This window comes from Deltaproteobacteria bacterium, assembly GCA_020845775.1.
Taxonomy (GTDB): Bacteria; Bdellovibrionota_C; UBA2361; order SZUA-149; family JADLFC01; genus JADLFC01.
In genome coordinates this window covers 1-19,524 of sequence record JADLFC010000046.1, presented here as the reverse complement: position 1 = coordinate 19,524, position 19,524 = coordinate 1, and the positions used below count along the sequence as shown (strand labels likewise).

The 19,524-nt window shown below is 46.4% G+C and carries 18 protein-coding genes; 6 read left to right on the top strand and 12 right to left on the bottom strand.

Annotated elements, in window-relative coordinates:
* Positions 1 to 3: 3 nt before the first annotated feature.
* From amt to IT291_03200, 4 genes are read left to right on the top strand one after another with little or no spacing between them, the layout of a single operon-like run.
* Entirely contained in the window at positions 4 to 1,359 is a 1,356-nt protein-coding gene (amt, locus tag IT291_03215; protein ID MCC6220232.1) for an ammonium transporter, read from the top strand.
* Positions 1,360 to 1,393: 34 nt separating this feature from the next.
* Positions 1,394 to 2,143 carry a hypothetical protein gene (locus tag IT291_03210; protein ID MCC6220231.1) on the top strand — a complete coding sequence of 250 codons (750 nt, stop codon included), beginning with the start codon at positions 1,394 to 1,396 and terminating at the stop codon, positions 2,141 to 2,143.
* A 10-nt stretch (positions 2,144 to 2,153) separates the two neighbouring features.
* Positions 2,154 to 3,488, top strand: a complete 1,335-nt coding sequence (locus IT291_03205) for a DUF4388 domain-containing protein (GenBank protein MCC6220230.1) — start codon at positions 2,154 to 2,156, stop codon at positions 3,486 to 3,488.
* A gap of 2 nt (positions 3,489 to 3,490) precedes the next feature.
* A complete protein-coding gene (locus IT291_03200; protein ID MCC6220229.1) occupies positions 3,491 to 4,366 on the top strand; it encodes an OmpA family protein in 876 nt (291 codons plus the stop codon).
* 40 nt (positions 4,367 to 4,406) lie between these two features.
* On the opposite strand, the gene IT291_03195 is transcribed toward IT291_03200, so the two are convergent.
* The 10 genes from IT291_03195 to IT291_03150 are packed head-to-tail and all read right to left on the bottom strand — an operon-like array spanning position 4,407 to position 15,044.
* Entirely contained in the window at positions 4,407 to 5,876 is a 1,470-nt protein-coding gene (locus IT291_03195) for a hypothetical protein (protein MCC6220228.1), read from the bottom strand.
* Positions 5,842 to 7,707: a hypothetical protein gene (locus tag IT291_03190; protein MCC6220227.1), complete on the bottom strand. Its 1,866-nt coding sequence runs from the start codon at positions 7,705 to 7,707 to the stop codon at positions 5,842 to 5,844. Before IT291_03190 ends, IT291_03195 begins: the two co-directional genes overlap by 35 nt.
* 13 nt (positions 7,708 to 7,720) lie before the next feature.
* Positions 7,721 to 8,488, bottom strand: coding sequence for a hypothetical protein (locus tag IT291_03185; GenBank protein ID MCC6220226.1), 768 nt, complete (start codon positions 8,486 to 8,488; stop codon positions 7,721 to 7,723).
* A gap of 3 nt (positions 8,489 to 8,491) precedes the next feature.
* Positions 8,492 to 9,409, bottom strand: coding sequence for a type II secretion system F family protein (locus IT291_03180; protein MCC6220225.1), 918 nt, complete (start codon positions 9,407 to 9,409; stop codon positions 8,492 to 8,494).
* Positions 9,406 to 10,278 carry a type II secretion system F family protein gene (locus IT291_03175; protein MCC6220224.1) on the bottom strand — a complete coding sequence of 291 codons (873 nt, stop codon included), beginning with the start codon at positions 10,276 to 10,278 and terminating at the stop codon, positions 9,406 to 9,408. Before IT291_03175 ends, IT291_03180 begins: the two co-directional genes overlap by 4 nt.
* Positions 10,279 to 10,287: 9 nt before the next feature.
* On the bottom strand, positions 10,288 to 11,697 hold the full coding sequence (locus IT291_03170) for a CpaF family protein (protein ID MCC6220223.1): 1,410 nt from the start codon (positions 11,695 to 11,697) through the stop codon (positions 10,288 to 10,290).
* Positions 11,694 to 12,602 carry a Flp pilus assembly protein CpaB gene (gene cpaB / locus IT291_03165; protein MCC6220222.1) on the bottom strand — a complete coding sequence of 303 codons (909 nt, stop codon included), beginning with the start codon at positions 12,600 to 12,602 and terminating at the stop codon, positions 11,694 to 11,696. Before cpaB ends, IT291_03170 begins: the two co-directional genes overlap by 4 nt.
* A 50-nt stretch (positions 12,603 to 12,652) precedes the next feature.
* Positions 12,653 to 12,850 carry a hypothetical protein gene (locus IT291_03160; GenBank protein MCC6220221.1) on the bottom strand — a complete coding sequence of 66 codons (198 nt, stop codon included), beginning with the start codon at positions 12,848 to 12,850 and terminating at the stop codon, positions 12,653 to 12,655.
* A gap of 25 nt (positions 12,851 to 12,875) precedes the next feature.
* Positions 12,876 to 14,270, bottom strand: coding sequence for an AAA family ATPase (locus IT291_03155; protein MCC6220220.1), 1,395 nt, complete (start codon positions 14,268 to 14,270; stop codon positions 12,876 to 12,878).
* 27 nt (positions 14,271 to 14,297) lie between these two features.
* A complete protein-coding gene (locus IT291_03150) occupies positions 14,298 to 15,044 on the bottom strand; it encodes a hypothetical protein (protein ID MCC6220219.1) in 747 nt (248 codons plus the stop codon).
* 218 nt (positions 15,045 to 15,262) lie between these two features.
* Here IT291_03150 and IT291_03145 point away from each other — a divergent pair, with 218 nt between their 5' ends.
* Positions 15,263 to 16,918, top strand: a complete 1,656-nt coding sequence (locus IT291_03145; GenBank protein ID MCC6220218.1) for a hypothetical protein — start codon at positions 15,263 to 15,265, stop codon at positions 16,916 to 16,918.
* Positions 16,919 to 17,083: 165 nt separating this feature from the next.
* Positions 17,084 to 18,343 (top strand): ATP-binding protein, encoded by a 1,260-nt coding sequence (locus IT291_03140; protein MCC6220217.1) that lies wholly within the window; start codon positions 17,084 to 17,086, stop codon positions 18,341 to 18,343.
* A 114-nt stretch (positions 18,344 to 18,457) separates the two neighbouring features.
* Here IT291_03140 and IT291_03135 read toward each other — a convergent pair whose 3' ends face one another.
* Positions 18,458 to 18,856 carry a clan AA aspartic protease gene (locus tag IT291_03135; protein MCC6220216.1) on the bottom strand — a complete coding sequence of 133 codons (399 nt, stop codon included), beginning with the start codon at positions 18,854 to 18,856 and terminating at the stop codon, positions 18,458 to 18,460.
* A complete protein-coding gene (locus IT291_03130; protein ID MCC6220215.1) occupies positions 18,832 to 19,107 on the bottom strand; it encodes a hypothetical protein in 276 nt (91 codons plus the stop codon). Before IT291_03130 ends, IT291_03135 begins: the two co-directional genes overlap by 25 nt.
* Positions 19,108 to 19,524: the final 417 nt, after the last annotated feature.

Genomic DNA, 19,524 nt, shown 5'->3' with positions numbered 1-19,524 from the left:
CATATGGACACAATATTCAACACCAAAGCTACTATTCACAGCAGTAAAATAGCCATTTCAGCTATTCTTGCAGTGGCGATATGGGCGTTAATCGCACCAGATGTCGTTTTTGCTCAAGGCGCTATCAGTGCAGTAGAGGTAGTGAGCACCAGGTTAGATATGCTTTGGGTAATTATATGCGCAATGCTTATCTTTGGAATGCAGCTTGGATTTTTGTGCTTCACCCTCGGATGCATAAGAGAGAAAAACACAACAGTAGTTGCTCTAAAGAACGTTGGAGACTGGGTTGTAGTAACGATTGTATACTTTCTCTTCGGCTTTGCCATCAACTTCGGGCTTAGCGATAGCAGTTTTATCGGCAAGGGCTTCTTCCTTGGCAACGGCTTGGACGAGCCACGGGAGATAATGTATTTCGTCTTTCAGCTTGCCTTTGCAGGCACTTCGGCCACTATTGTTTCCGGCGCTATGGCCGAGCGCACTAGCTTTAAGGCTTACCTAGCTTTTATGATTTGCATGGGTTGCTTTATTTATCCGATGTTTAGCTACTGGGTATGGGGGAATGGCTTGGTCTACAGCAACCAGCCCTGGCTACAGCAACTTGGATTTAGGGATTTCGCGGGCGCTAGCGTAGTTCACAACATAGGCGGTTGGTCATCATTAGTAGGAGCTTGGATAGTTGGTCCACGTATCGGCCGTTACAAAAGCGATGGAACGCTCTGCAACCTAGAACGCACCAATAGCCCGTACTGGCTATGCGTTGGAACATTTATTTTATGGGTAGGCTGGTGGGGATTTAATGGGGGGAGTTTTCTCGAGTGGAACGAGCAAGTTCCTGGCGTTATTCTAAACACAAATATTGCGGGTGCAGTAGGAGGAATATTTGCCTTTTCGCATTGCTGCTTGTTTCAAAGAAATGAAGACATATACGCAAAATCCATCGGTGGCATTCTCGGCGGACTCGTTGCAATAACGGCTTGCGCCGACGTAGTCTCTCCCGTTTCCGCAACTGTAATCGGCCTATTGGCAGGAATAATTCACAACTTAAGTTACGATCTCGTTTTGAAGAAATTGCGCTTAGATGACGTAGTGGCGGCGGTTCCCGTTCACGGCTTTTGCGGAGCCTGGGGTCTTCTATGCGTAGCTCTGTTTGGGAAACCGGAGTCGCTACCAGCCGGCTCTATGCTAGAACAGCTTCTCTCGCAGGTTATTGGAATAGTCGTGTGCTTTGCCTGGTCCGTAGGCACATCCTTGCTATGTTTCTTCCTAATTAAATCTTCGGTGGGAATTAGAGTGCCGGCAATGCACGAAATTCGAGGGTTAAAAGTTTCGGAACTAGACTCAGATGAAGATGCCGAATAAAAGTCTTTAAATCTGCGTTAAGGAGTAAATCTTTATGAAAAACATCTTAGCTATACTGGAAAAAACAAAAGGCGTTATGGGAAGTGCTATCTTTGACGAGCATTACGGCTGCCAAGAACACTCCTTACAGCCTCCCTATAATGCATCGACACTGTCAAAAGTAGTTAGGCAAGTGGAGGAACTAGCGGCGATCAATAGCTCTATTAGCGATTCGGACAATATTTCATCATTTGCTGCAACATTTGAACGAGCATCGGTGCTTATTAGACACGTTCACAATTTGTACCTTGTAGTTATTTTCGAAAACTCAGTAAACACTTCCATGATTAGCGTTGCTCTTAACGCCGCCAGCATGAAACTTGAGAAATCAGCTGCTTCCGTTTCTATTTCTCCAGCCCGAGTTAGCGCAAGCAGGAAGGGTACAATCAGCACCAATCTCACAAAGCTAAATTCGCTAGAAACTAATACACCACCAGTAAGACCAAGAAGTCCTTCTGGAAACCTACAGGCTCTTTTAGACGAGATGCCAGACAAGGCACAAAGAATTCCTCGCGATGCTGTGGGAGAAGCCATGATTAACCATATCTTAAAGACCTGCGTTCACTATTTTGGCAGCAATGCAGTAGACATAATCAAGCAGGAGCTCGAAGCTTTAGGGGTAACGCCTAGGACATTGAGAATTGGACAAGTTGCTGACTTACTACACGGATTAGCCGTGAATCTTCCAGGGGCAGGACAAAGAGAGGAATTCTTAGCCAAAGCACTCGGAGATCAAGTTCACTAATAACAACATTATGGATAGAAATAAACAACAGCTATGGAGAGCAAACGCGACCGCAGAGCCGCTAAACGCTCACTGCTGTCTATACCTTGGGAATGACGAACTTGTAGCAAACAATATTAGGGCATTCTACTCCTTACATGGATATAAGTTTAGCGTTCTAAAGGCTAAGAGCGAGAGAGAAGTTAATGATATAGTAGCAAAAAACCGAATTGCATTTGTATTGGCACATGTGTCAGATCCTTCCTTAGCTGGTCAAAGCCTCTCTCCATCATTCCCTCTTCCTGCCGTTTGGAGTCCGCCATTAGTTATTGCCGTTAACAAAGAACCGAATTCAAACGAGCTAGAAAATTTTAGGCGCCAAGGAGCCATCTTAGTTGTTGGCAGCATGGACTCCAGCATGAAACACGAGAAGGAACTACTTTCTATTATTAGCGGCAAAGCTTACAAATATCATGCAACTTCGCTTCTAAAAGTACTATGGGCATCAGTAAAAAACGAGGGGTTAATGATGCTTGTTGTGGTCTCTTCCAAAGGGTGGCACGGAAGTATCTACATAGAAAACAACATGTTAGTTCATGCTGAAACGCTCAGCAAAGTTGGACTAGACGCACTAATTGAGCTAATTCCACTGCAAAATACCTGGTGTCAGGAGCATAGGGTTTTTATACCGCCTCCTGAAGCTATGACTTTCTTACCTTTAAACGAAGCCATACTTAGAGCTATGGGAAAACTAGATGAACAGGGCGATTGGAGTTCTGGTTTTTCGCATCCTAGCGAATCTCCTGATATCGCTAATGTTTTCATTTCGGCCTCAGCTTCTTCCAGACACGATATCGGGCGACAGCAAAAGCTAGAGCGTTTGAGTGAAAAAGCACCACAACCTCCAGCCGCTCATGTTAAGACTAGTAGCGAATCACACGGCGCTACTTTAATTGAATTTCCTAGAGGTTTTCAAAATCGAGAGGAAAAAACCTCTCAAAATCACGATAGAGAGATTACACAAACAGACAAAGGACGCACGACAATGGGGCAACTTGCAAACTTATTAAGCATTGGCGATAAATTGAATGGTCTAGTATGTGCCGATTTTTCGGGAACAGTTGTCGAAGAACATGGAGAAATTGATGGACAAACGGCGGCTGCGGTAGCACAATTATCAGAGGGCACGGTTGCCGAAATCGGCGATTTACTCGATCTAGGTGCGCCACGGCAGTGGGTGAGCCAATCCGCAGACAATGCAATCTATGTTATAATTGGTCGAGACGCTTTAGTGACAGCTGTGGGAGAGCCAGTTAACTCTCCTTTAATATCCCTCAACAAACTCGTGACAGGGGGAGGTAATTAGCCATGACTATAGAAAATGAAGAAGAAGAGATAATCAGCAAGCGACGCGCAGCAATAGCGCAATTGTTTCAAATCTTATTCGTGCCGGCAATTATCATTCTAATAATGATGGCAATATTCACTGGAAACGAGCCGCAAGTGGCAGAAGAAGAACAAGAAGAAGATTTGGCAACTGAAGAGAGCGCAGTTGAAAACACAATAGTTGCCGCCGTTAACCAGGATAGAGATGAAAAGCTCACAGGCGATACTGCACAACCGACGGCCGTAACTGACATCAAGCCAGAGCAATCAGGACAGTCTCCAGAAGCCATTCCACAGCAAGAAAATATTCCAGATTCAGCAACAACTTCACAAACGGCAGAACTGCAAAATAACATTCCTTCACCATCCCCTGAGACAGTCGCCACTAATACATCAGTAGCAGTAGATACTCCGGCTCCACAAATTCCATCTACAGAACCAACCCAACCTACTGACACACTGCCGCTAGACAGCAAGACTACCAAGACGACTTCGGCGCAGCAACAATTCACGGTTGGCAAGGAAGTTATATACCCAAATCAATACAAACCCGCTGAAGTTCAAGCACTAAACGTCAATAGTAGCCTAATTGCAGAATTAGTTTCTAGGCTGAACGAATGCCCTGGCAGGATAGTTATTGTTGGACATAGCGACACTACCGGCGAAGATCAATCAAACGCGATTCTTAGCAAACTAAGGGCTGATAACGTTCTAAAAGTCCTTTCACAACATGGGCTGCAAAAATCAGCTTCGACCGAAGGAGCTGGAAGCAAATTCCCGCTGGGAGACAATTCCACCTCGGAAGGGCGCAATAAGAACCGAAGAGTAGCTATACAATGCCGCAAGGCCGCGAATTAGTTCGCTAAAGGTTAGAGCTAAAGACGAGGTGCTTTTCTTTCTAACGGCCGTTAAGTAGGTAAAAAGCACGTTCAAACTTTCTCTTAAGATTGTTTAGTTCAACGACATCGCCATTTCCGGTATCTGGGTGCAGATCCATAATTCTTAGGCGGTAAGCTGATTTTAATGCCGCCGCACTTGCGTTAATTGGCAGACTAAACTCGCTTAAGAGATTGCCCAATTCGCTACTGTAAAGGGCTTCTAGGTGAAATTTTTGTCGGCTCGAGAAGTTTGCTTGCCGCTTGCGCAAAAAGACGACAAACAAAAAGCCAACAACTGCGACGATAATTATGGCAAGAACTACCACCCCCATCCAAGTCGAGAATGCCGATCTCCACCACGAAGTCGCACCCCCGTGACTCACACCCTTAACCAAGCCGTCAAGGCGATTTCTAATTTCAGCATCGCTTTGCGAAAAAACCTTCCTCATGTCAGAATACTTTTCGCTCAAAAAGATCTTAGCAAACTCAGCATCCTTCTCGGCAAATTCTATAAGTCTCAACAGAGCGCCATGAGCACGTGAATTGCGGAACTGCCGATAATCAGTAGCATTAATGCGACTTAAAATTTCATTCGGATCGCTTAGATCATCGATAGCGAAAAGCAGCGATACCGCATGCGTTCTCAACAAAACCCTAGAAACTGCACTAGGCAATTCGGCTAACATCTGCTTTGAGCAGATCTGGGATACATCACCACTAGACGACATCCTACAAAGAAGCGAAGCTTTTACCGCCGGATAAATCACCTCTGCCTCCTTAGCGTCTACCTCGTTAAGAACTGAATAGATCTCAATCAACGCATTAAACGCCGCCTCAAAACTATCTGCGCTAATAGTTGACAATAGCGCATTAACTCCTACCGATGGAACTTTATAAGCTAACAACGTGCGGAGGCGCCCGAAATCCCTTTTTCCTAAAGACACTTGCTCCCATAACTTAAGCAAAACCGCTTCGCCAAAAACTCCATTCGATACCGCTTGATAAACTATCTCGTGATACCGCGAGATAAGCTCGCGCCCATTACTAGCAATAACCTCAGAACCATGAGCGGTACGTGCCAAGACAAATAGCACATCGTAAACTTGCTCCGGCGACAGATTCTCCGAAAAAATAACATTGCGAAGCTCGAGAACAGATAGAGCATTGGCATATTCAATATCGTCCTTCGCGTAGCTAATTAGCTTATTAAAAGCCTCGCCAGTGGAAAGAATTCGCACTTCGCCGTCCACTTCAATTTCGCACTCACCATTCGGAAAGACATAGCAATTTTCGCAAGGGAATGTGACGTCCATTACTGAAATGACGTTTTCCTCTGCGACAGCGTCAACTATAAGCATGGCGGAAAGCACGATAATCGAACTCACCAACGTGAATCTCAGTCCTCTGATAAAAACCACGACATTTCCTACGCACCTATAGTTCACGCCCACACTACTACATCCCTCCATCACGAACTCGCGCAATTGCATCTAATAGCACTTCTCTGGAAAGGGGTTTTTCGAGCGCCATCACTCCAAGACTAACTAAATGCGGGTAGCGCTCCACTAAATCGGTGATGCCCGAAACTAGTATCACCTTGCACTTAACAATCCCCTCTTCAAGCATTTCAATGACGCTGCCGTCAGAAAACTCCACATCTGAAATCATCAAATCGATGCCATCTCGAGAAATGAGCTCTCGCAGATCTGCTAAATTAGATACCCGCACGACATTCTTCGCCACTCCCGCTGCGTAACGCGCAAAGGTATTTCTTATCCCCTCGTCGTCATCAGCAATAACTATTGTCGGCAGCGCAATGCGCTTCTCGACGACAGCACCAACCGAACTAGAACTATCGACGACCTCGCTAAAGGCCCCCCGTCGCAAGCCAACAGTAAAAATCGACCCCCTAGGAAAATTTGGCCGGTAATCCAAAAATCCCTCATTGGCACAAGCTAGCGCCTTTGTAATAGCTAGGCCTACGCCCACTCCTTGCTTACCTCTAGCGTTTTCAAACCGCTGAAACTGTTGAAACAAGTCCTGCTTTTTAACCGCTGATGGAATGCCGATCCCAGTGTCGCAAATGTGAATCTCGACGAAATCCGGCCTAAGGCTAAACTGAACCTTAACAGAACCGGCATCAGTGTATTTTTCTGCATTGGAAAGGAGATTCAAAAGAATTCTCTGAAAATGCCTCTTATCTACGCGAACACACTCCTCCGGAATCTTGTCACACAAAAACTCTATATTCCTTAGCTCAAAAGCTCTCCTAAAATCGCTTACAACAGATACGAGAATTTTTGAAAGCAGAAAACAAGCAGGCTGCGGCCGCAACATTCCGTTTTGATATTTGGCAAAATCAAAGAGGTCTTCAAAAATACTAAACTGACTATACAAAGCGCGCTCAATGACCCTTAGGTCTGCCAATTGAGCATCGGATAATGGACCACGTGCTCCATCTAACAAAGAAGTCACGCAATATAAAGCCGTGTTCCCTGGCGTGCGCAAGTCATGCGACATACCAAGAATAATGTCGCGCTCGCGCTTAGTCGCCGTAGTCTTCTCTAAAGCCGCCTGCGCGGCATAAAAAGATGCAGCGGCATGCTGCGCAACGGCTTTAACAAAAGTCTTACGCTCCGGAGTTAGTGTTCCACTACCTTTTCTAAAACCCAACCACACTCCCCCCATAAGACCAACTACTCCCTCTAGAGGCACCAGCAACGACATGCCTATATCAAAGGCAGAGAAATCTTCCAGATCGCCTCTATTGGGATTCACATAACCCCAGGCGCGTTCTGATGATGAGCACACAGGATCAAAGCGAGCATCGAATAGAACTAAAAGCGCTTCCTCCACTCTTCTAGCTGGAACGCCAAAAACAGACTCTATCTCCAGAGCATTAGAGCGCGCATTCTTCAGCACAACTGCAACCGCCTTTATTTCGGGGCCAACGTTACTTAGCACTTCCACGAGCTTTTGCGAGGTTAGATTCTTCTCATGAGACACCTTTGCCAATTCTTCTGTTAAATGAATGGCTTCATTATAGGTCTGACTAGTAACATTTGTTTGGACATTAGCATTTAGCCGGGTGAGCTTAAAAAAATTCCACAATCGCTGCATATCTCGCTCAGCAAACACTGCATCCACGCTGGCTGGACGAGGCTGCAACAATTGCTTAACACTTTCTACCAAGCGGCATCCTTCGAGCCTCCTTCTATGCAAGCGAAACTGCAAAACTACGCAATAGAGACAACTACCCATAAGGGCTAGCGATAACACTGCGACATCTAATCTAATTGCTGAGGCTAAGGAAAAGTTCATAGCTTCTTTACCCTCATGTTCCAAGCATGGATAAAGCGCGAACATTCCAGCGCAGACAAATTACATCCTGCGCTACTCCAGCGACTATGCTCTCTATGTTTTCATCATCCAACGCCCATACCAGGGGTTGACTGGGCTGCACCAACTCGCAAAGCGATAAGTAGATACTTAAATGTATCGAGCCTCGATGCTTCCCTGCCCTACCGATAAACTCGTAATTCGATCTAGTAGGTGCGCCAACAAACACTTCTTTCGCCCCTTCGCGATGTGCATGAGACAGTATTTCCACAAATACCGCTTTTAGCGTCTCCTCGGATACCCGCATCTGAGATGATAATTTTAAGCCGTCATACTCCTTCCACGCGGCCTGAATAGCCATATCCGTTGACAACAGCAGCGGTATTCCCTGGCTTTCGTATGTGGCACGATCGATTGCGGACGGATCCGAAAACACTAGTTTGTAGCTACTCTTATCGATCTGCGGCAACAGACCTAAACACCGCAACTGATTTGCTGAGTAGCCACTAAGGTCAATTGCCTGCTGAGTTGGGCAACTCGGCCTGGCAAGCACAGAATAGCCCAGCAATGCACCCACCTTACCCAAGACCCGATCGCTCTCATCTCCACTCAGATCAGAAACTCTTTCGATTAACTGACCCGCTGGCGTAGACTTAGCTACCCTCCTCACTATACTAGGAGGCGCAATTCTACTAAGAGCATCCACAACGGATACCGGGGTCTTTAGCTGATAGCGCATTCGATAAAACGCATCCAATAACATCCTCTACCTTCCCCCCAAAGACCTGTTAACATTTATTAGCGATTTGGCCGACGATACATCGGCCCTTCTTTTCTCCATCTCTCCCTTAAAATCGGCAATCGACGCAAAAGGACCCGCCGCCGCCAATACCAACAGCCCCAAAACAGAAGCAAAGATGGGAAACACTACTTTGTTTTCCAACCTCTTTATTCGAACACTTACCGACTGCTTCCACTCGGCATGAGCGTAGTCGCTAAGGCTCTGCAAAGATTTTATTATCTCCCCTCCCTCCGAGCCACTTATATCTAAGTGCAACAAGACATGGCGAAGAACTTTTTGATTGCAAGCATTAGCTACTAACTTCGAGGCTTGATTAAAAGGCAGTCCATGAGAGGTCAACTGATAGACCAAGTTCAGTATTTTTATCACCGGATTCCTACCGCGACTATTAGAATCTAACGACACCAGCCGCTCCAGGGCCGGAAGAATCTCTAGTCCAGACTCCACTAACAAAATAAAAGACTCCAGCACCATCGGCAGGCGATAGCAAAGCTCCCTCGTAAAATCCCTTACTCTATGTCGGTAGTAAAAAAGCGACAGCATCACTCCAATATAAGCGCCAATAATTCCACCCGCTAATCCTGCACAAACAGCTCCGAAACAGAGCGACAAAATAGGCATCGACGACAACCAAAACACTAACTTGCGCCGCTCCATGCTAGAAATTCCGCCAGCCTTTCCCAAGCTCGATTGCAGATATGCAATGCGCGCACCGCCACGAGAATCCACCTCTCTCTCCAACTCAGCTTGCGCCAACAACATATCTTCGCCTGCAAGCAGTGATTCTACTCGCTCGACACTGCGATTATTATGGTGCCCTCGCAACCACCACAGAGCAAGCAACAGACCGACAATACCCAGCGCAAGCAGTTGGTAAATCATGGCTTAAAATCACTCATAATGCGCAGAACCAACTGTCCAACAACAATCACGACTATCCCCACCGACGAGGCAGCCTCTCCGACCGGATGGTTTAATAGCAGATTCCAGTAATTGTCGTTTTGAGAGTTAAGTATCGACAAAAGCACCGGCAACAACAGCAAGAGAAGATTACCGGTCATGCGCATGGAAGCTGTCGCCACTTGCGCCTCCTGCATAAGAACCGAAGTATCGCTAGACACCTGCGCCAGTCTCTTAAGCGCAGGCGCAAATCTTCCCCCACTATCCATTACCATGAGAAATGCCATACGAAACAGCTCTAGCTCTGGAAGGCAAACACTTCTGCCATAATGCATCAACGCAACACTAAGGGGCACATTGGCATTAAGATCAGCTACCAATTTTTTCGTCTCCTGACGACACAAACTGCTTTCCGGTAATAGCTCAACGGCTCGCTCTAGTGCGTTTACTGGAGTTAACCCAGCCCTGACACTCGAGGAGGTGGCAAGCAAAACGCTCGGGTAATCCTCTAAAAACATCACTGCTCGCTCTCGCGCTCGCCTTCGTAGCCACATAAGAGGTGCGATAAAGCCCACCACAAAGAAGCCAATTGCTACCGGCCTAATTAACAGCATCGATGACAAGGCAAACAAGGCGGTGCCGCTGATGGCGCAAAGCAGCAATAGCATTGCTCGAGACAACGGAACCCTCGCTTGTTCAATTAGCAGGAGAAGACTACTCGACTCCGAATTGCGCTCCGATCGGGGCAATTTAAACAAAGAGTCGACATGCACTGCGCGCTCATCGGCTACAAAAAGAGACTCCAACCTCCTTCGAGCACCACCGCGTTTTGCAAAACCCGCTAGCATCAAAACCACCTCCTACTCATCACTGCCCTCCGCCGCGTCCTTACCAAAACCAAACTCGCAATTTACCGCGGGCATGTTTACACCGGCGTTCCGTAGCAACCTATCCCAACGCGAGACACCACTTAGCCTTTTCCATTTTGACCCTCTCTCGGTTCCAACGAACGCAAACATTGGCTGAACTTGCAGCAACCCATCCGCCGCCGAACCCAACTCGAGAACCTCCATTATGCGATGTCTACCGGTCTTATCCACCGCCAGGTGGACTACGATCCCAACTGCATTGGCTATCTCGCGCCTGATATTTTCAGCCCCAACCCCTGACCTCACTCGCGACAGTAACAGCTCCAGCCTACCGAGCGCATCTCGGGCGCTTCGTGCATGAATAGTAGACAATCCAGCATGCCCAGACGAGCACACATCGATAAATGCCTCTGCCGTCTCGCCATCTCTCATTTCGCCTAACACCACCCGATTCATAGCCATGCGCATTCCTGTGCGTATTGCGCGCGAGGGAGTAATGCGCCCAACTCCCTCGATATTGTCCTCCCTAGTAAGCAACGTTCGGACAAAGGGCCTATTTAGGACGATCTCATGAGTATCTTCTATGACCAATATGGCCTCCTGCTCTGGCATGACCGATGCCAAGGCCCGCGCTAGCGTTGTCTTCCCAGTTCCGACCTCGCCGGCAATTAGCGCAGTATTGCCAAGGGTTGAGATCGTCATGGCTAGATAATCAAGTATTTCGCGAGGGGCTAATTGATAGGTAGCAAGCTTCTCAATGCTCACATCCTTGTGTCGCGCAATTCTAATCGTCAGCATGGGGCCAGATCCCGGCGGAGAAAACGACTCGTGTGTAACGCAAACGCGAATATCGGACTCAATCGCAGCATCTACAATGGATTGCTTCACGGTGCATGCCTTGCCGACGCGCTTTAGCAGATTTTGCACAAATGCCTTATAAGCAGACTCATCGTGAAATCGAAGATCCGTCTGAAGATTTTTTCTTCCCCTAACCTGAACACTTATGTCTTTCCAATTTTTAACGATTACATCACTAACTTCGGGATTTTCGATCAGCGGCGTCAACACGTCGTAGTCGAGCCGCATTACTTGCAAAGCCTGAACGACAGCTCGTGCCTCTCGCTCCCCCAAATCCTCTCCGTGCTGACTTTCTATTCTACGGACAAGTTCTAGGAGTGTCTCCTCGTCAACATGTTGCTCGATTGCCCCCCTAGCTCTCTCCTCGCTAAGTATGCGGCGCGCCTCCGACACGACGAAACGAGCTGAACTCGTAAGGTCTACGACCTCTCGAGCAAGCAGAGCCGATGTCCCGCCGTCAGTCTTTTTTGCCAAATGACTAGCGCCAAAGTACAGCTGGCGAATTTCCTCTGCTGACACATAAGCCCCGGAGCGGTAAGTCATGGTTGTGAAGCCTCCGGAGAATCTACAGCCTCAACTGCCGCGCCGCGCTTCACCCACTTGTAGTCCCCTTTTCGCAAATAATACACCGAACCATCTGGCCCCTTCGCTTCTCCCACGTAGCGAGAGGATGGCGAGGCGTTATGTTCCAAACCACCGTGCAGAGTGTTTTCATTCAACGTAACTACGCGAGTAGGCTCGCTATCTACTACGCCGCGAAGGGAGAAAGTTATGCTCCCAACTTTCGCAGCCATCTTTATCTTAAGAGCATCCTTTTGATTGCACAGAATGGTGACGGTGGTAGGGGCTCGTGGCGCCGTATCTCCCACTGCGCTAGGAACTAGCGATCTGCCGGCCGAGAGAATCTTTACATTCTCGGCTATTACGCGAGCCGCTAGTTTTCCATCTTTAGAATCCGCAGAGAGTGAAATTACATCGACATAGGTTCCAGATTGCGCCCAACCTTCTACAGCAGTCTCCTCGTTCACAGCTACCGTAATTGCCCTCATGCCCTCGGGAATTTTTTCAATGAGCGCATTTGTGTCCATATCCCCAGTCGTCACTGAGGACAGGGGAATTGGCACTCTACTGGCAAGCGTCATTATGGCGCGAGCATTTTTAAATTGCTCAATGTTTTGCACGTAACTATCTGGCGAGTTAGCCCTAGACCAGGAGACAGTTGCGTATTCAACGCTTCCTAGCGGAGCGCCGCGCTCCACCTCGGATAACGGAACTGGCAGCTCCACAAAATCAAATCCATTCGCAACGTATCTGGGCGACTCAATCTCTGTTGACTTGCGAGCACTTCCGTCCCAAACGAGTTTAATTGCCGTTGCACCTATTAGCAAAAAGCTTCCAATCGCCAAATAGACATGAAACCCCGTAGCTCTTCTGAACCTTCGAGGCATTTTTTTCTTCTTGACCGCCATACTTAACACCAAGCAACGCGCCCAAACTGCTAGAAACTTGGGGGTTCGGGCAAGGTGATGCCACCAAACCAAGCTCCGATATCCGTGTAGAACGTCGCAACCGCACCGGCCAATCCTGCGACCGCCACTATAAAGAGAATATGTTCTAGGGATAAATTGCCGCGAACCTCAGCTAACTTAGAAGCTCCAGCATCTTCTCGAACTCCGTGTTCCACGATATTTTTCATACTTCCTCCTCAATCTTAGTTTTTTTCATTCGTTAATGACCTTAGCACTCTCAAACAGCCTAAACGGCTCTTCCATACTGCCAACTGAACGAACCTCGGCTTTATGAAACGGCTGCCCCAAGCCCTCATCGGATCGCATCTCTAGCGGCGGCAAGGCCACTCTTGGGATCTGGCTCTTCTCCTCTGGCTCTCTCCTAACCAGGCGAGAGAGCAACCCCAATAAGGACGATGGGCGCGTCTTGTCGCTTAACACTGGATTGTGCACCTGTCCGCTCAAGCCAACAACAACTTGCTCGAGAACTGCGCGCGTAGCAGATCGGGCCTCTGTATAGAAGCTGTTCTTCGTGCCAATCCAAGCGCCAGCCCTTGGATCTAGGGCCAGCGCATAGCACTGGGTATTAGTTCCTAGCAGCTCATCCTGCTCGTCGAGAAAATATCGAATATCTTTTGTGTCGATACCGTACTGGTTTATCTCATTTAGTATTACACTACTGCCGGCACTGCCGGGTATCTCGCTAAGGGAAACAAGCGCATTTCGCAATAAGTGAACAGATGCGGGATCGTTTGACGACACGACCAGCCTGGCAGATGCGTTACTATTTAAGGCAAAAGTCAACACGCCTTCGACGCAACCTATATCGACCAGAACGAGATCGAAATCCTCTCGAAGATAATCCATTATCGACAAGCTGATTTCAAAACACTCCTCATTGCGAAGCCACTGTTCTCGCACATCCAAGCCACCGCTCGGTGGCAACAACAAGTTTATTCCATTGGGAGCAGTCGTCACCATCTTTCGCACGATGGTTTTGTCCGGCTGTATGCGGTCCATAAGTAGCGACCGGTATTCTGGCGACTGCCAGGTAGTTGTTCCCATATAAAATGGAAAGACGCTTTGTGGCGAAAGATCGACGACTACCGCCGACATGCCTACAGCTTCGGCAGCATGCGCCAATCCACCGACAACAGAGGTCGTGCCGACTCCGCCTTTAACTCCGATACAAGTAATTAGCTTACCTTGCGGATCTGTGGACTTCGCGTGATGGAGCGAACCCAACTCATGAACGATGCGCATCGGCTTGTCATCGCTTAAAAGTATTAAGCGCGCGTGCTTTTCTAGTCTCCGAATGGAACGCAAGGAATAATTAGCAGGATCGAGAATTACGGCGATGGGAACTTTTGGATGAATGCCGTTTATGTCCTTACATGTAATGTGAGCATCTTCTACCGAAAAGCCGGGCCCAATCACTATTACGTCTGGTGGCGAACTGACGATTACCTGTTCCTTAGAGCAACTTACATATTGAGACGGCTCCAGGTATCCAGTAGATTGGCGAGATTCTCTGTGCGCATCTTCCAGCAAAGCCTTGAGTTCTTGCCGCTTTTCGGCATTCATGTCGACACATACTACTCGTGCCATTATCTTATCCGACCTATTGCTACCCTATTACAACTGGACTACCAAAATAAGATCGTTATTAGTCACAAATGCCTGAGTGTATCCATTTACGCCGCGAGCCACCTCGCCTACGTAAAATAAACCAATAGACTCAACTCTTTGATCATTCTGCGCTAGCTCGCGAAAATCGCATTTTTGCATTTTTCTCCCGCGGCCCAAATTAGTAGCCTTAAAAGACAAATTGCAGTTATCGTGTCCGCCTTTTACAGAACTAGCCGAAATCACTAGCTCTTTATTATAACCCCCTGACACCTGAGCGAAGCCAGCATGAATGTATTGGAACAGAAAATGAATAACTCTGCGAAAAATGGGCTCATCAAAATTAATACTGCTAACCGTGAGCTCACCAAATGAGATTTGATAACCACTTTTTGCGAAGCTCTGCGAAAACTCTTCGAATAAGCCTGCAAGATCAATCACATGGCTACTAAAAGAATTGGCACAATGCGCAAAAAGGCGCACGCTGTCTAGAATATCAACTATTTGCCGCATTGACTTCGACGCATAGTCAATATCATCGCGAGACAATTCAAAATTTGCGCTTAAATCATCTATGGCGCTTTTTGCCACGCAAAGCGGCGTGCGAATTAGATGCGATAATTTTGAAAGCAGCAACTGCGACATCAACAAAGAATCGCTAAACACCACTGGCGATTCACTCGATGCAAGATTGACTCCCGATTTGCCCATTCTTCTAACTACGACTACAACTACTACGACTAAGAACGGCAACAACGAAAGCTGCCTAACATTTCCTCACGAGAAACGTGGTTTTACCCCTTTTTGCTCGGAAAAGCAATAGTTGAAAGGAAAGGCACTTGTCACAATTAATAGCTTCATGCTGTAAACTTGTCTTTTAAGAAAAAATTCGCAATCATTGAAAGGCCTTATATAGAAAGGGTTTATCTTACATACACTCCTAGACTATTAGCTCGTAATTTAGGGAGGCTCTCTTGCGAAACCGAAAATGTATAGTCACTGGCAGCAACTTTAATATCACAGAGGCCGAAGAGAATTATTGTCGCCAGCACGACATCCCGCTACCCGATACCTGCCCAACAGAACGATTGCGAGACTTGTTCACTTTTCGCAATCGCATACACTTGTATCATTCTACCTGCAACTACACTAAAGCTCCAATGCTGTCCGGCATCCCTCCGGAAAGCGGCTTCAATGTTTACGACGTTGACATCTGGGAATCGGATAAATGGGACGCGCTTAGCTATGGTCGCAGCTACGATTTTAATCGCCCTTTTTTTGAGCAGTATTACGAGCTGCTCCGCCAAGTGCCGCTGCCTAATCTGGCAGTAAAGCGCTCCACCATGGAGAACAGCAACTATACACATGGAATAACTAACGCGAAAAATTGCTATCTCCTCTTTGCCTCTGGTACTAATGAAAATTGCATGTTCTCTAAAGCTTTGTGGAGATCCCGTGATGTTCTTAACTCTATTTACACATTCGACTCAGAGTTAATTTACGAATGTGAAGATATTCGAAATTGCTACAATCTTAAATTCTCAAATCATTGCGCCAATTGTCGAGACTCGGCGTTTTTACTTAACTGCATCGGTTGCCAGGATTGCCATGGCTGCACCAATTTGCATCACAAGCAGTATTGTCTTTACAATCAACAGCTCACCAAAGATGATTACTTTAAACAGATTGCCAAAATAGATCTCGGTAGCTACCGCACACTAATAGAGGAACAACGTGAATTTGAGAAGCTCAGCGAATCGAGCTTTTTTAAGTATTACTTTGGCAAGAACAACGAAAATTCTAGCGGAAACTATTTAAACAATACTAAGAACTGCTTGTCCTGCCATTTTACGAGCGATTCGCAAGATCTAGAGCACTCAATTCTAGTAGACAACGCTAGGACTTCCTTTTTTTATGCTGTATACGGCAATGGCTCAGAGCTCGTTTATAACTCGGTAAGCTGCGGCGATAGTGCTTATAACTTAAAGTTTTGCGTGGATTGCTGGTGTGGAGTGCACGACTTAGAATACTGCTCCTTTGTGTGCCACAATGCCAATAATTGTTTTGGCTGCGCTGGACTTAAAAAGAATGCTTACTGTATCTTGAATAAGCAATACTCCAAGAACGATTATTTCGACATGGTTGCGCGCATTAAGAACCAGATGAAAACAGCCGGCGAATATGGTCGCTTCTTTCCGCCCAGTTTTTCTCCCTATTATTACAATCAGAGCGAGGCACAAGAATACTTTCCGCTCTTGGCAGAAGCCGCCATCGCTCGCGGTTTTAGGTGGAAAGTTGAGGAAATGGAGGAAAGACAAGCCAGTGCTGAGCTACCCGATCACATTGGGGACACAAGAGACAGCATACTAAGTGAGACCCTTAAGTGTAGCACCAGTGGCAAACTCTATCGCGTAGTTAAGCAGGAACTCGAGTTTCATAGAAAACATAACCTCGCACTACCTAGAGTGGCTCCAATGGTTAGATTGCAGCATCGCGCGAGCTTCTTTAACATTAATCCTTTGATTTCTAGGCCATGCGATAAGTGTGGAACTGCAATCGAAACAGTCTATGACCAAAACTGCAGAAGTAAAATCTACTGCGAATCCTGCTACCACGACGCCATGTTCTAGGCCTTAAGTCGCATTACACCACCTAACTCTATTAAAGGAAATCGCTTTACTCGTGAAAGCTTAATGGCAGGAAATGCACTTCTGTCTGGCTGGCTATATTGGCGAAGATAAGGGCACTTTAACAATCTGCTTGATTTTTTAAAGTGCTCTTGCTATGATAATGACATGTTTCAACGTGCCATAAGTAATAAATTTAAGGAGTTATTGCATACTTTTCGCTGCCTATCCCTTACTGGGGCAAGGCAGGTGGGAAAGACATTTTTTCTGCGCAACTTCGCGCAGGAAACTGGTGGAACATATTGGAGTTTCGACGATCCCCTAGTGCGCGAAGAGGCAAATAGAGACGCCCTTGGCTGGTTAACGCTTAACCGCAAGGCAGGCAAGCCATTTGTAATTGACGAGGCTATCAAATGTCCTGAAATATTTAGCGCTGTAAAAATTACCGTCGATCGCGAAGATCCCGTTCCCACGCAAATCATCTTAGCTAGTTCTGGAAACTATCTCTTACTGCGCCAGATAAGAGAATCTTTGGCTGGGCGAGTGGTTTTGTTGAAACTTTTTACACTTTCTTGGCCAGAGCTACATGACAGGTCAAATTCGCGACTGGCAAGTCTGTGGACTCCTAATGAACTAGTCAACTTAAAACGCATGCGCGGGATGGCAGAAATAGATCGCGAGCGAGAGCAATTCTTGCTTATGGGCGGCTTTCCCGAAGTGCGCGCACGAAATAATCTTCAATTTACCACTGAATGGTTTCACCAATATTTTGCTACCTATGTTTTACCGCTGGCAGTCGATTTATTTCAAATTGCTAAACAACGCTCGTTTGAGCGCACCTTTTATCAACTCGCCTTGCGTACCGCGCAACTCTTAAATTACAGCGATATCGCAACGACGTGTGATATTAGCTCAGTTACGGTAAAAAATTACATTCACTACCTAACAGCCATGATGCTATGTGAAGAGGTACCGCAGTTTTTCCCTAGTAGAATTAAACAGCTCGTAAAATCCCCTAAACTTCACATGCTCGACCCCGCGCTCGTTCTTGCAAGCACTGGCGTTTCATTTAGCTTGTCTACCCTACAAGACAGAAGACTCCTTGGACCTATCTACGAAAGCTGGATTTATTCCGAGATTGAAAAAGCAAGCCACTACGAGTCGCAATATCTCCAAATTACGACCTTCCACACCCAAAGCCAATCCGAGGTCGACCTCATCCTCATGCAAAATCAGAAAATGATTCCCATCGAGATTAAATATAAGAAAAAAATTGCGCGAAAGGATCTAAGCGGTATCAAATCTTGGCTGGAGGCCTACGACGAACAAACCCCCGCCGCCTACATCATCTATCCCGGACATGAAATCCAACAACTAGGCGACAAAATCTGGGCCTTGCCGGATTACTTTTTGTTTGGGGTGGAGTGAGATAGAGCAATGTTTGGCAATAGCAAACTGGAACTCAATGTCATGATAGCTCGAATTTCTTCGACAATGGGGTCAAACCATAGCGCCACTTGTTTAGTTTTGATCAAGCCGGTTTTAAGTAAGCACTAAATTTTCACAATCAATCTTTGCATTGGTTACTCTAAGAAAATTCATTCCAATGATTGCATCAAACTGAAAACCATAATCCAATGCACCGATCTCAATTTCATAGGAAGTTACTCTTAGATGTCCGATTGAGATTGAATCTACTGTCTTTGAAAATACGTAATCTTCTCCACCGATTCCAGAGATTACATAAAGATTATCATCAGCAGCACAAAACAATCCAAGCTCAACCATCTTATCTGCTGAAAATACACTGGTTGCTGAACCTGTATCTAGAAGTACGTTGTGAAGTATAATCGAACGGCTATTTGCCGATATTTCTACAGACACGAAGGGAAGATTATGAACCAATCTTAACGAGACTATGCCATTCGTATTCCCAACCATTTCTTCTCTGTAATATCTAACTGTTGTTTATCTGTATGAACGACATAGAGTTCTTTTTTACGATCTTCCCGATGAAGCCTCAGATACTCCCTCATCGCCTTTTCGCCATCATCAAAGGAATTAATCACATTAATAGCGTCTACCACTCTCTTATTGTTCGTTGAATGTGATTTAATCGCTTGAAAAACAACAAACTTGTGTGGATATGCAGCGCGAACTTGCTCCCAAGTATAATTTGAATTTTGTTCCATATTACCTGTCTCCTAATAAAACAGCTGTAACAAAATTTTCCGGTATTAGGAAGTGTTTATACCAAGAGGTCAGCAATTCTAAATTTAGACATCTACTTAGCATTTGAGGGCCGATGAAAGGTAAAGTTAGGAGCAAGATGCCACTTTTTTTACCGTGCGCGTTGGCTTGCCTGAGTCTAAATTTAGAATTTTTGTAACTACACGCCCCCCGATTTGGGATTTTGGGATTGGTGTAGGGCGTTTAGAGTTGCAAGTTAGGGAGGCTTAATATTTATAGCTTCCCTATGTCGTGAGTTTTCGTTGGTGTTTTGCCGCCCGTCGGAGGCGGTCGTGGGTAACTTACGGCGGCGCGGTAAAATGCGAACCAGAACTCATGAAATGAGGTGCGAACAAATATTCAGTGTCCTCAATTTCCAG